The following is a 12,974-nucleotide window of genomic DNA, read 5'->3' on the forward strand; positions in this document are numbered from 1 at the left end:
CTTTTCGGCCGCTCCCCGATCCGAGGTCAGGTCCCCTGCGAAGGAGAGGTGACGACGCGCACGCCAGATCGGGTGAGCGCGTACCAGATGCAGTTCGTTGTCATGAGGCACCCGACCTTACTGACGGCAGCTACCTCCACGACCTCGAAAGAGGGGGATGAATGCAACTCTTTTCTCGGAACAAGGCGCTCAGCGTCCTGAGCCTCGGCGCCCTGGCGGCGCTCGGTGCTTGCGGCGATGACGTCACGGTGCCCGCCCCGGTGAATCCGCCGGTAGTGGTCACCATTTCGCCGTCCAATGCCAACGTGAACGTTGGCGCTTCCGTCGACCTCGCCGTGGCCATCACGGGCGGCACGACGACCCCGACGCTGACCGGCTGCGCGACGAGCAGTGCGGCAGTGGCGACGGCCGCGGTGCAGGGCGGTACGGCCTGCCGCGTGACCGGCGTTAGCACGGGTTCGGTGTCGATCACTGCCACCACGTCGGGCGGCCAGACGGCTGCCGCGTCGGTGACGGTGAACGCGCCGGTCGCGGCCATCTCGGGCATCGCGATCACGCCGGCTGCAGCCAACCTCCAGGTTGGTGGCACGACGACGATCACGGCTAACCCGACCACCACGGCGCCTGGCGCCGTTGTCGCTCGTGCGTATGTCTCGAGCAACACCGCGGTCGCCACGGTGACCTCGGCTGGTGTCGTTACGGCTGTGGCCCCGGGCCAGGCCACGATCACCGTGAGCCTCACGGGCACGGGCACGGGCCTTTCCACGGCCAACGTGACGGGCCAGGTGGCCATCACGGTTACCGCGCTTCCGCCGTCGGTGACGGGCGTGACGGCGACGCCGACCTCGGCGACGCTCATCACGGCTGGCACGCAGCAGATCACCGCTACGGCCACGTACGCCGCTGGCAACACGGGCACGATCACCTACGGCACGAACGCTCCTGGCGTCGCGACCGTGAACGCGTCGGGTCTCATCACGGCGGTTGGCCCGGGTGCGGCCATCATCACCGTGACGGCCTCGTCGGCTGGCAACGCGTCGTTCGGCGCCGCCTCGGCCACCGCGCAGATCCCGGTGACGGTCAACGCTCCGGCGCAGGTCTCCATCGCGAACATCACGGAAGGCACCACGAACAACCCGGTCAACATCAACAACGTTGCCGGCCAGATTCAGGTGCAGCTGAACCTCGTGACGAACAACAACAACGTCTCGTCGGTTTCGCTCTACGTCTGTGACGCTGCGGTGAACTGCACCATGACGGCCTCTCCGGCCGCTCAGCAGAACTTCGGTACGGCCGGCGCGGCCAACGGTCAGATCAACCTGTTCATCAACACGGCTGATTTCACCACGGACTTCGCGACCGCCACGGCCAAGTTCCTCAACGGTCAGAAGAACCTGATCGCGGTGCTCAACGTTGCGAACTCGAACGCCAACAGCAACCTGGCGATCCTGAACTTCAACAACACCGACGGTTTCGCGGCCAAGCACACGGCCCCGACGCGCTCGGCGGTGAACGCCTCGTCGAACACCACGTTCTTCGGTGGCCCGGACGCTGCTGGTCGCGGCCGTATCCAGATCGCTCCGGTGATCTACACGGCTGGTCGCTCGCTGGTGTCGGTCACGGCCGGCCTCACGGGCGTCTGCGGCGGCACGATCACGTTCAACTCGACGAACGCGTTCCCGATCGACTACACGTATGGCTACGCCACCACGGGTAACAACATCACGTGCGGCAGCGAATCGAACCCGAACGCTGATCCGGACGTGACCGCTCGCGTCGTTGCCTCGATCGACAACGCCCAGAACGCCGGCCCGTCCGCGTCGATGGCTTCGTCGTTCCGCACCACGACGTCCAGCATCCCCGCGGTGACCGCTCCGGCGATCATCCGTGTGGACTACGACACCCCGTCCATCGACTACGCCTTCGGCTCGGAGCTCCTCGCCCCGACCGGTGGTGAGCTCGGCTGGGTGAACGCGGCGTACAGCTTCGCCACGGGTGACATCGACGACAACGGCGTTGGCCCGCGTGCCAACAGCACGATCGTCTACGGCTTCGCCGGTTGCGGCACCAGCACCTACACCACGTTCACCACGAACACGGGTGCTGACATTGCCGAGTGCACGACGGACTTCACCGGTGGTTTGGTGAGCGGCGTGAACACGCGTGGCCCGTACACGGCCCGCGCGACGGGTCAGGACCTCCTGTCCAACGAGTCGTCGGCCACGACGGACAACTTCGGCGTCGACAAGACGAACCCGGCCCTCCGTTACACGGCCTCGTCCGACTCGCTGACGATCTACAACGGCACGGTTCCGACGGTCGGAACGGCTGCTGACACGATGTTCTCCTCGGAAGCGCTCGACGAGCGCGCCGGCTTCGCCTCGACGGCCGCCGTGCACATGCTCTCGCGTGCCAACCAGGCGCTCAACGCCGGTTCGTGCGTCGTTGGCACGGGCACGATCGGTTCGGCTTTCGTGACGGCCCCGGGCTGCACGATGGCGGCCGCTGCCTTCACGGGCACGGTCCTGGTCGACGGCTACAAGCCGATCGCCCCGGTGACCTACAGCTTCCTCGCGGGTGCTGAAGGCTACTGGACCTACCGCGTCCGCGTCACGGACCGCGCCGGCAACATGACGACTCGTGAATACCGCTACGCGCTCATCAACACGTCGACCCCGACGATGACGGGCATGGGCATTCCGAGCACGATCACGGCCGCTGGCACGAACACGTTCACGCCGAACTTCACGGAAATCGTGGAATCGCGCCTGAACAGCTTCCGCGTCGTCTACGGCGCTGGCGACACGCTGACGTTCCCGGCCACCGCGACGTACTCGCTGTGGGACGACGTCATCGGCTCGAACGGCAACACCACGATGGGCAAGCCGTTCACGTCGGGCGTGACGTTCTATACGAACATCCAGACCACGACGTCGACCAACACGATCGGCGATACGGCCTCCACGCGTCCTGACTCGGCCCTGGCCGCGGTCACGAACGTTGGTGGCATCGGCTCGGCCTTCTTCGGTGTGGCGCTCCTGAATGCCAACATTCAGAACGACGCGACGGCGTGGACCACGTCGACGACCGGCAAGGGTTCGCTGGTTGACTCGTTCTTCGTCGCGGCTTCGGCCGCTGCCTGGAACTCGCCGGCCGGTGGTGTGAAGGCTCGTGTGTTCGCCAACACGAACATCATCAACTCGCCGTTCACGCGCATCGACTTCTACTACCGCGCCGCTCCGGCCACGCCGTTCCAGTACGCTGGTACGGTTGACGCCACGGTGACGCCGGCTCTGTCCCCGGTGGCTGGTGCCCCGGTGTACATCGCCGACAACGGTACGCAGCGCGTCTGGACGTACGTCCTCCGCAGCGTGGCCAACACCAACACGAGCCTCACCGCTCTGGTTGGCGGCTACACCAACCCGCTCGGCACGATTGCGACGGGCTGCTGGCGTGCGATCGCCACCTCGAGCTCCAACGGCCGCGTGCTCAGCACGCAGAACGTTGACCTCGCTGGCGGCGCGGCTTGCGTGACGCCGTAAGGCATCGCTTGAGCTGACCACGTAGGGAAACGGCCCCGCCAGAAATGGCGGGGCCGTTTGTTTTTCAACTCACCGGGGGCACCATCCACTCCCGCCGGGGTTTAGCTATCTTATCCCTGCCGCGCCGCATCCTATGTGCGCAGCTTGTTCAACCTCGACATACATCCCATGAAGACTCGTTTCGTCCGCACGACATACATCACATTCGCTACGGCTCTCACGCTCCTCGGTGCCTGCGGCGACAGCGGCGCTGGTGACGTTGGCGCCGACAAGCTTGAACCCATTGCCGAAGGCACGTCGCGGGACTCTGTGTTGCTCGTTATGGGCGAAGGCCCACTCACGGCGCAATACTCCGATACCATGCGTCTCGAGCACGGCTTCCGCCGCGAGAATTACGTCATCGATGGCAAGTCCTACGAGGTGCTCTACTACCGTGAGCTTCAGGGCAACGTGGCTGAGCAGGTGCAGCAGGCCAAGGAAACGCCCGTCGTGCTGCAGAACGGCAAGGTCCTTGGCTGGGGGTGGAAGTACTACCTCGAAGCCATGGAATCGCTGAAGCTCCCCAACCCAACCGGAAACATCCCGGGCGGGAACGGCGCACCTCCGGCAATCATTCCCACTGATTCGAGCAACTCGGCCAAGGCCGATAGCGCGGCCCCCGCGGACTCAAGCAAGAAGTCGGGCGCCTGATCGCTTTGAGGAACTGATACGAAACACGACGGCCCCGCGATCTTCGCGGGGCCGTCGTGTTTTCAAGGTCGGCGCGCCAACGGATGTCACGCCAGTCGCGGGTCGTCGGCCGCCACAGCGTGCGGCGAAAGAGAAAAAACCGACGCCATACCGCGCACCACCGCCGGCTCCACCGCTGCCATGCACGGCACCGGCAGATTCGCTTCCGCACACTCCCGGGCCACCGTACTCATTTCCACCCCATCAATGCCGCAGGGCACGGTGTGGTTGAAGGTGGAGAGATCGTTCTCCACGTTGAGCGCCACCCCGTGCCAGGTGACCCAGTCACGCGCGTGCACACCAATGCTGGCCAGCTTCACGCGGCTCCCGTTGGGCCGGGTACGCCATACGCCGGTGAGTCCCTCAACACGACCGCACTCCAGGCCAAATTCGGCGAGCGCGCGAATCACCACTTCCTCAATCTGTCGCAGATACCAATGGAGATCCTTCTTGTGGCGCTTGAGATCCACAATGGGATACGCCACCAGCTGACCGGGTTCGTGAATGGTGACATCCCCGCCACGCTCCACCTCCCGCACCTGAATACCACGCGACTCCAGATACTCCGGGCTGGCCAGCAGGTGACCCGGTTTGGTGCTGCGCCCCAGCGTGACCACCGCTGGGTGCTGCACCAGAATGAGCAGGTCCTCCGGCAGCGCGCCCGATATGCGCGCCGCCGCCGCGCGTTTCTGCAACGCCCAGGCGTCGTCGTACGGCGTCAGACCGAGGTCGAGAGTGTAAAGGAGCACGCTGGAATATAAATGGCTGCCACTGTCTACCCCGAACACACAGCCGGCGGCGGTTCGTGCCCCCCGCAAGCGCGTGTCTGAGGGGCGACGCCGGCGCGCCAGCGCCCGGCCGCCCCGAAGCAACGCCCAAGGGGGTGTACGAACCGTCGCGGGCGGGTGATCGGAGACGTCCCCAAACACAAAACCCGGAACTGATCAGTTCCGGGTTCTGGGTTCGGGGCATGAGTTGTGAGTGCGCAACTGCTTACGCGTGCAACATCTTCCCGAGCGAGTCCAGCACCGCTTCGCCAATGGCTTCCGAGAGCGTGGGGTGCGCGTGCACCGCCAAGTCGATCTCTTCGACCGTGAACTCGTTTTCGCGGGCCACCACGATTTCGTGAATGATTTCCGTGGCGTGCGCACCCACAATGTGGGCGCCGAGAATTTCGCCGTGCTTGGCGTCGCGAATGATCTTCACGAAACCGTCGGTTTCGCCGCTGGTGCGGGCGCGACCGTTGGCGCTGAACGGGAACTTGCCCACCTTGTAGTCCAGCTTCTGGTCCTTGCACGCCTGCTCGGTGAGGCCAATGCTGGCCACTTCCGGATGGCAGTAGGTGCAGCTGGGGATGTTCTTGTAGTTCACCAGGTGGGCATGCTGTCCGCCCAGCAGGTCGGCCAACACGTGCCCTTCGCGTGATCCCTTGTGGGCCAGCATCTGGTTGCCCGCCACGTCGCCAATGGCATAGTAGCCCGGCACGCTCGTCTCGAACTTCTCGTTGATCTTCACGAAGCCGCGTTCGCTCTTCGCAATGCCCACGGCCTCGAGACCGATCTTCTCCACGTTGGGCGCGCGACCAGCCGCCACCAGCACCTTCTCCACCTCGAGCGTCTGCGTCTGCCCACCGGCTTCCACGGTCATGCTGGCGCCAGTCTTGGTGACCTTCACGTTCGAGATCTTCGCGCTCGTCATCACATCGATCTTGCGCTTCTTGAACGCCTTGGCCAACTCGGCGCTGCAATCGGCGTCTTCGATGGGCAGAATGTTAGCCGCGACTTCAATGAGCGACACCTTGGTGCCGAAGCTCGCGAACACGTCGGCAAACTCACATCCCACCGCGCCAGCGCCAATCACGGCCATCGTGGCTGGTGCCTTCTCGGCGATGAGCACTTCGTCGCTCGAGAGCACGACGTTTTTGTCCAGCTCGAGGCCAATCTGCGGCAGTCCCTTCACACGCGACCCGGTGGCAATGACCACGGCCTTCTTGGCCTCGTGCGTTTCCTTCTTGCCGTCGGCCGCGGTGACCGTGACCTTCTTGCCCTTTTCAATGACGCCTTCGCCGCGGATCCACTGCACCTTGTGCTTCTTGAACAGGAACTCCACGCCCTTGGAGTTCTGGGTGCTGACGGAGCGCGAGCGCTTCATGGCAGGGCCGAAGTCGAGCGTCACGCCTTCAATGGTGATGCCGTGTTCGGCCGCCTTGCCGATTTTCTGGGCGAGGCCGGCGCTCTCGAGGAGTGACTTGGCGGGAATGCAGCCCCAGAGCACACAGGTACCGCCCAGCGCTTCGCGCTCGATAACGGCAACCTGCAGCCCGAGCTGGGCGCAGCGAATGGCACAGACGTACCCGGCGGGGCCACCGCCGAGGACGATGACGTCGAAAGAAGCCATGGGGAGTCGGGGAAAGCGGTTAACGCCGGGATGGCCGGCGACGAGGAATCTAGTGGGAGGGTGGCGGACCTGCGCAGCCAGTTACTGGTGTAGCGTGCCGGTGAACGGATCGAGAACCGGCATGCCGCGCTGTGCACAGTCACGCACGTTGCGCGTGACGAAGATCAAGTCATGGCGAGCCGCCGTCGCGAGCATCAGTCCGTCAATAACCGGCAGTGGCCGTCCCATGTCCAACCCTTCTGCCTCCAGTCGGCCCCAATGCCGGGCGGTTGGCAGGTCTACCGGGAGCACTCGGTCCCGGAAATAGGTTGGCAGTTCCAGCTCCATCCAGTTGGAGAGCTCCGTACGTCTCGCCCCAGCTGGCAGGCGCGCCACGCCCTTTTGGATCTCGCCGAGTAGCAGGACACTGATAAACAGGGTAAGTGGGGCCTGATCCTGAATCCATGTCACGACCCGCGGATCCGCATGCGGGTGGGCGAGCTCGCTCACGATGTTCGTGTCCAGCAGATAGCGTCTCATGCAGGGATGTCCGGCTCTTCGCGAACCGTCCCCTCTTGGGCATCGAGCACGAAATCGCGCGCCAACTCCCTGGACCTGGGGAACGGATCGTGCCGGTCGAATACCCCTTCGGCAATTGCTGCAGCCAGTGGGGACCGCTGCATGGCAGCATATAAATCGACCGGCGGCGCCAGCAGCCGCTCGTAATCGTCCCGCGCAATGATCACGACCGCGTCCATGCCTGAACGGCCGCGGGTGACCAACTGGGGCTCGTGCGCCAGGGCAAGACGCACAAGTTCAGAAAAACCGTTTTTCGCTTTTTCCAAGGTCCAGGAGCGCACTAGATCCTCTTTGGCTAGTTTATTTTTCTAAAACTAGCCAAGTTGGACAGAAAGTGCACCCCTACCGCTTCACCGTACTTCGCACCCCGTCCGAGAACACCACTTCCACCGGCCGTCCGCCGGTGGCCACGGCGGCACCGTTCTGGCGCACGAAGCCCATGACTTCGCCGGTGTTGGCATCGCGCACCATGGCCATGGCGTAGCTGCTGTTGCGCCACGCCACCTTCACCTGTCGCGGGGCGCGCTCCAGGGCGGCGGCGGGGTCGGCCAGTTGAGCGGCCCGCGGGTCGGCGTCCTTCCCGAACGCCTGCGGTACGGCCACGGTGCTGCGACGGCTGGTGGTGCGCAACGGCACCCGCAGGTCGCTCACGCGCAGCTGGCTGAGCCGCTGTTCCAGCGTGGCGCTCCAGGGCACGACCACCGCAAACTGCCGTTCTTCATGGCCGGGTTGCACGTGGTCTACGGTGCTCGCTTCAATGGGCAGTTGCAGCAGCGATGCGCCGTTGTCGTCGAGCAGTTCCACGCGGTGGGTGGCCAGGCGCGCCGCGGGGGTGGCCGGAGCCGTCACACGGAACGCGGGCTCCAGACGGATGTCGCCGTCAACCACACGTCCCCATACCAGCAGGCCGTCCCCCTTCACGTTGGCCGACGCGACCAGGCTGCCCGCCGTCTGGCGGTAATTCATCACCGCGGTCCAGTTGTAGTCACTGATCCAGGTGTTGCCGCAGTAGCCCATCAGGTCGGTAGCCGTGGGGGCCACCAGGGTGTTGGTGCTGGGGTTCCAACCGTGGTTCCCAATGACACCACCGGCATACGGATAGTTGGCGTCTCCACTGGTCCCACAGGGGGCATGCGAGCGCGAGAAGTTGTGTCCCCACTCATGCGCCGCCACGCCGTCGCCGCTGGGCAGGCGGTCCCACCCCACGGCGGCCCGACCCGGTACGTAGCCGTAGCCGGCAATGCCGCTGCTGTACGACGTCCGCACCACACCGTAGTAGTAGGTGGACGAGGGCGCCCCGTCGGTGGCCCGCAACGTGTTCATCTCGCTGAGCGCGGTAAGCCAGTTGCCGTTGCCATCGTTGCTCTGAATGGCCGTGGCCGACGAGGTGAACGGCGCCCGCACGTCGGAGACGACCGTGCTGATGGGCCATACGCGGCGTGTGGTTGTGAGGAACGACTCCTTGTTCGATTCACTCACGCGACCGGTATCCGTGCCCACAATGATGGGCACGAAGCGCACGGTAAACGTGGGGGCCGTGCGCACGGTGATCAGCTGCGGCGATCCGTTGGACGGCCACACATTGTCGGCCCGATCGTTGTCGGGCACCGCGAGGGTGGGATCGAGATCCACCAGAATGCGCGTGTTGGTGCGGATGTTTGCCCCGGGAATGCTCACGTTCCACGTGGAACCCAGCGTGCCTTCGGCAATGCTGGTGCGCACGCTGGTTTCCGGGGCGGTAATCGTGTTGGTGGAGAGCAATGTTGCGCCGTCGTACACACGCACCCGTACATCAGGGCGCGCGGTGTTGCTGGCACTGGCGGTGACAAACACCCGCAACAACGCCGTGCGATTGGCGACCAACGCGACCGAGTTGTCGAGCTTCTGAATGGCCTGCGTGAGGTACACATTGCTGATCGTGTAATTCGTGCCCGCCGGCACCGCGGCATACGCGAAGGACGTATTCGACGTCACGTTGGCCGACACGGTCACGGCGGCCGACGTGGGCGTTGGCGAGTACGTGGTGCCGGAGGCTGACACGTTGGCGGCGGCCACGCTCCACGCACCAACAGCCAGCGCGGTCACCGTACCGACGCCATTCTGCGTGCGCGTAATGCCACCGGGACCGGTGAGCGTAAACACGGGGGTGGTTCCACCCGGCACGCCGCTCGCCGCAATGGCAATGGCGCCCCCAGGCAGGATGTAGGTCACCGTGGCGCCCGCGGCGACAACAGACGCCGATACCTGGACCGTCTGTGATGCACTGGTGGGCTGATAGGTGCCGCTACCCGTGCTCACGTTGGCCGCGGCCACGGTGTAGCTCCCCGGGGTGAGCCCGGTGATGGTGGTGGTGGCCGTCAGGGCGCGGGAATAGCCTCCCGGGCCGGTCACCGTCACGTTGCCACTGCTGCCGTTGGGCAACCCGCCAATGGTCACCGCGAGCGAGCCGGTGGTAATGGTGTACTGCACGCCGAACCACAGCGTATCACCAGCCAAAACGGTCTCGTCGTACGACGACGGCGACGGCGCATACACGCCAAACCCGGTGGTGACCGAAGACGCCGCCAACCGCCACCGTCCCGTCTGGGCTGGCACGGCGCGATAGCTCGCCGTGACGTTGCTGGTGGCGTTGCTCGGATCCGTCAGCACAATGGCGGCGCTGGTGCCACTCGGCAGACCGGTCACCGGGACATCCACCACCGTGGGCACGAGCACATACGTAAGCGCCGCCGCACTGGGGGTTGCGCCGGCAGATACATCGATCGTCGCGACACCCTGTGTGAGGCCGGACTGCACCCCGTACGCTTCAGCGCTATTGCGAACGACCCGCGGAGACAGCGTATAGCGCCCCGGCTCAAGGCCGCGCAGGGTCTGTGTGGCGCTAATGGTGCGGGCGAAGGTATTGGGGCCCGTGACACGCACATCACCGGCCAATCCCGTTGGCAGACCGTTCACCGTGAGCGTGAAGGCACCGGAGGCCAGGGCATAGCCAAAGGTGGCCGATGTGCTGGCGTTGGTGGCAATGGTGACCTGCTGCGACGACGGGGTGGCGGCATACCGATCGGTGCTGTCCAGCACGGCCAACGCCGACACGGTATAGCTGCCCACCGGCAGCGAGTCCACGGTGCCGCCGCTGGTGAAGTTGCGGTCAATGCCGCCGCCAACGACCCGGAACGACGGCGACGCTCCCTGCGGCAGCCCCGAGGCGGCGAGCACGAGGCGCCCAACCTGCGCCGCATACACCACCGGTGCCGGCGACGCCGTGAGCGACGCAACGACATCCAGCGTGAGGGTATCCGTAGCCGGCCGATACGTAATGCCGCCTTGCGACACGGCATTGCTCACGACGCGGTAGCGCCCAGGCTCAAGTCCCGTAATGGTCGTAGTGCTGCTGACCGACCGGCTGGTGGTATCGGGGCCAATGACCCGGACATTGCCATTCAGCCCGGCAGGGAGCCCCGTGACGGCCACGGCAATGCTGCCCGTCGCCACGGTGTACGCCACCGCCACCCGCGCAGTATCTCCGAAGCTGACAGTGGTGTCGAACGCGGTACGAGAGGGCGCAAAGCGCGCACCGTCCGAGGTGACTGGCTGGGCGGTCAGCGACCACGATTCAACGGCGGTAGGAACTCCCGTGGGGGCCGTGCCCGACAATGTGGTGCTCTGCGGTACCGTCGTGGCGCTCCCACCGGGAGGCGTCACCGAGATAGCGGCATCCACGCCAGCGGGAAGCCCGCTCGTAACAATGGCAAACGCCGACGGCACCGCGCGATACGCGGCACTGACCGCGACCGGCGCCCCCGACGGCACGGAGATTTCGTAGCTGGCGGGCGAGACGGCGAAGACGCCGAGGGCGGTCCGTACCGGACGCACAGTCACCGTGTATCGGCCGGCCGGGACATCACCCCAATTGGTGCCGTTCTGCGCGGTGCGTGTGAACAACGCCCCAGGCAGCGGTCCGCTGAGCTGGATGTCCGCGTTCACCCCTTCTGGCAGCCCACTGCTGGCCACACTGACGATGCCCGGCGGTACCGGCGCCGGTGCAATAGGCGGCGCGGGCGTGGTTGGCGAATCACCACCGCCGCCACAGGCGGCCGTGAACAGCAGAAAAGCGGCAGCGAAACGCTGCCGAACGGCATTGGTCATAGAGGTCGGGTGAAGTCTGCCTAATAGACGACACGACGTACCAGTCGCCACAGGCGTGCTACCACCAGAATAGTTGGGCCCGTCGCGTAACAGCGCGGTGGCGGGCGTCACACAAGAACAGCTCTCACGGAGAGTACGGAGGGGCGGAGGGCAGGGAGAAAGCAAATCACTTGCAGTTCTCCGTGCTCTCCGCCCCTCCGTGTTCTCTGTGAGAGCTGTTTACGGCTCCCGCAACTGAAGAAGACTCAGTCGCGGCGCGCGATCAGAACAGCATCATCATGGGCGCTTCCAGCAGCTGCCGCAGCGTCTGCAGGAACTTCGCCCCCACCGCGCCATCAATGATCCGGTGATCGCAGCTCATGGTCACGCGCATGCGTTGACGCGGGACAAACTGCCCGTTCTCCCACACCGGCTTCGTTTCCGTGGCGCCCACCGCGAGGATGGCCGCTTCGGGCGGGTTGATGATGGCGGTGAACTGGTCGATGCCGAACATGCCCAGGTTGGACACGCTGAACGTGCCGCCCGTGAACTCGGCCGGCTGCAGTTTGCGCTCGCGCGCCCGCTTGGCCAGTTCCCGCGCTTCCTTGCCGATAGCTCCCAGACCCTTGAGGTGCGCATCGCGGATGACGGGGACAATGAGTCCGTCGTCCGTTGCCACGGCCATGCCCACGTGCGCGGCGCTGAAGTAGCGAATGGAATCGCCCATCCAGTGCGCGTTCACTTCGGGGTGCCGCGTGAGCGCAATGGCCACCGCTTTGATCACGATGTCGTTCACCGACACCTTGAACTGATCGCCCGCGGCCACCATCTGCTCGCGCAGCTTGCCCACGTTCGTCATGTCGATCTCCGACGTGAGGAAGAAGGTGGGAATGGGGCCAATGGACTCGCCGAGGCGACGCGCGATGGTTTTGCGCATCTGCGTGAGTGCAACGTCCTTGTACTCGCCATCGATCTGCATGGCGGTGGCCGTCGCGGTGGGCTTGCTGGCACTGCTGGTGGCCGTGACCGCCGCTGCCGCTTGTGCCGCAACAGGCGCCGCCGAAGCCGCGGCCTCGATGTCACGACGAATGATGCGCCCCCCAGGGCCGCTGCCTTGAATGGCCGAGAGCGACAGCCCCTTCTCGGCGGCCATGCGACGCGCCAAGGGAGACGATCGCGTTGGACCCGCTGCCGACTCCGCGCTCTCTGTCCCCCCGTGCACTCCCACAGGCTGTTCCGCCACCGCCACCGGAGCCGGCGCCGGAGCCGCGGCGGCAGCCGCCGCAGGCGCTGCTGCTGCAGGTGCTGCTGCTGCAGGTGCTGCTGCTGCAGCCCCACCACCGGCACCGAATGCCGAAATGTCTTCGTCGGCCGCTGCAATCACGCCGATGAGGTTCCCGACCGGTGCCGTCGCGCCTTCCTCGATGAGACGCGCCCGCAACACGCCGTCGCCACGCGCGACGAGCTCCATGATCGCCTTGTCGGTCTCGACCTCGGCAATCGTGTCGCCCGACTTCACCACGTCGCCGACGTTCTTGGTCCACTTCGCCAGACGCCCCTCCTCCATCGTGGGGGAAAGCGCCTCCATCAATACTTTGGTCGCCATGTGATCGCCTTTGGGGT

The 12,974-nt window shown here is 65.4% G+C and carries 8 protein-coding genes; 2 read left to right on the forward strand and 6 right to left on the reverse strand.

Annotation, left to right across the window (positions count from 1 at the left end):
- Positions 1–161 precede the first annotated feature (161 nt).
- Both GEMMAAP_RS04620 and GEMMAAP_RS04625 read left to right on the forward strand, forming a co-directional pair.
- Positions 162–3,542, forward strand: a complete 3,381-nt coding sequence (locus GEMMAAP_RS04620) for a beta strand repeat-containing protein (protein ID WP_026850054.1) — start codon at positions 162–164, stop codon at positions 3,540–3,542.
- A gap of 168 nt (positions 3,543–3,710) precedes the next feature.
- Positions 3,711–4,232: a DUF3192 domain-containing protein gene (locus GEMMAAP_RS04625; RefSeq protein ID WP_145979003.1), complete on the forward strand. Its 522-nt coding sequence runs from the start codon at positions 3,711–3,713 to the stop codon at positions 4,230–4,232.
- Between the two features lie 86 nt (positions 4,233–4,318).
- Here the strand turns inward: GEMMAAP_RS04625 and lipB are convergent, their stop codons facing one another.
- The 6 genes from lipB to GEMMAAP_RS04655 form a co-directional block, all read right to left on the reverse strand.
- Positions 4,319–5,020, reverse strand: coding sequence for a lipoyl(octanoyl) transferase LipB (lipB, locus tag GEMMAAP_RS04630; RefSeq protein ID WP_053334258.1), 702 nt, complete (start codon positions 5,018–5,020; stop codon positions 4,319–4,321).
- Positions 5,021–5,264: 244 nt separating this feature from the next.
- The gene (gene lpdA, locus GEMMAAP_RS04635; protein ID WP_026850052.1) at positions 5,265–6,668 is read right to left on the reverse strand and encodes a dihydrolipoyl dehydrogenase; all 1,404 of its coding nucleotides are present in this window, start codon (positions 6,666–6,668) and stop codon (positions 5,265–5,267) included.
- 81 nt (positions 6,669–6,749) lie between these two features.
- A complete protein-coding gene (locus GEMMAAP_RS04640; RefSeq protein WP_026850051.1) occupies positions 6,750–7,187 on the reverse strand; it encodes a type II toxin-antitoxin system VapC family toxin in 438 nt (145 codons plus the stop codon).
- Complete coding sequence (locus tag GEMMAAP_RS04645; protein ID WP_075071428.1) at positions 7,184–7,507, reverse strand: type II toxin-antitoxin system Phd/YefM family antitoxin; 324 nt, start codon at positions 7,505–7,507, stop codon at positions 7,184–7,186. The genes GEMMAAP_RS04640 and GEMMAAP_RS04645 overlap by 4 nt, the downstream gene beginning before the upstream one ends.
- Positions 7,508–7,568: 61 nt before the next feature.
- Entirely contained in the window at positions 7,569–11,372 is a 3,804-nt protein-coding gene (locus GEMMAAP_RS04650; protein ID WP_026850050.1) for a hypothetical protein, read from the reverse strand.
- A 262-nt stretch (positions 11,373–11,634) separates the two neighbouring features.
- The gene (locus GEMMAAP_RS04655; protein WP_026850049.1) at positions 11,635–12,957 is read right to left on the reverse strand and encodes a pyruvate dehydrogenase complex dihydrolipoamide acetyltransferase; all 1,323 of its coding nucleotides are present in this window, start codon (positions 12,955–12,957) and stop codon (positions 11,635–11,637) included.
- Between the last annotated feature and the right edge of the window lie 17 nt (positions 12,958–12,974).

Source organism: Gemmatimonas phototrophica (genome assembly GCF_000695095.2).
Lineage (GTDB): Bacteria > Gemmatimonadota > Gemmatimonadetes > Gemmatimonadales > Gemmatimonadaceae > Gemmatimonas > Gemmatimonas phototrophica.

Coding starts and splice junctions, on each gene's coding strand:
- GEMMAAP_RS04620 (WP_026850054.1), top strand. CDS start 162: ATGCAACTCTTTTCTCGGAACAAGGCGCTCAGCGTCCTGAGCCTCGGC.
- GEMMAAP_RS04625 (WP_145979003.1), top strand. CDS start 3,711: ATGAAGACTCGTTTCGTCCGCACGACATACATCACATTCGCTACGGCT.
- lpdA (WP_026850052.1), bottom strand. CDS start 6,668: ATGGCTTCTTTCGACGTCATCGTCCTCGGCGGTGGCCCCGCCGGGTAC.
- GEMMAAP_RS04640 (WP_026850051.1), bottom strand. CDS start 7,187: ATGAGACGCTATCTGCTGGACACGAACATCGTGAGCGAGCTCGCCCAC.
- GEMMAAP_RS04650 (WP_026850050.1), bottom strand. CDS start 11,372: ATGACCAATGCCGTTCGGCAGCGTTTCGCTGCCGCTTTTCTGCTGTTC.
- GEMMAAP_RS04655 (WP_026850049.1), bottom strand. CDS start 12,957: ATGGCGACCAAAGTATTGATGGAGGCGCTTTCCCCCACGATGGAGGAG.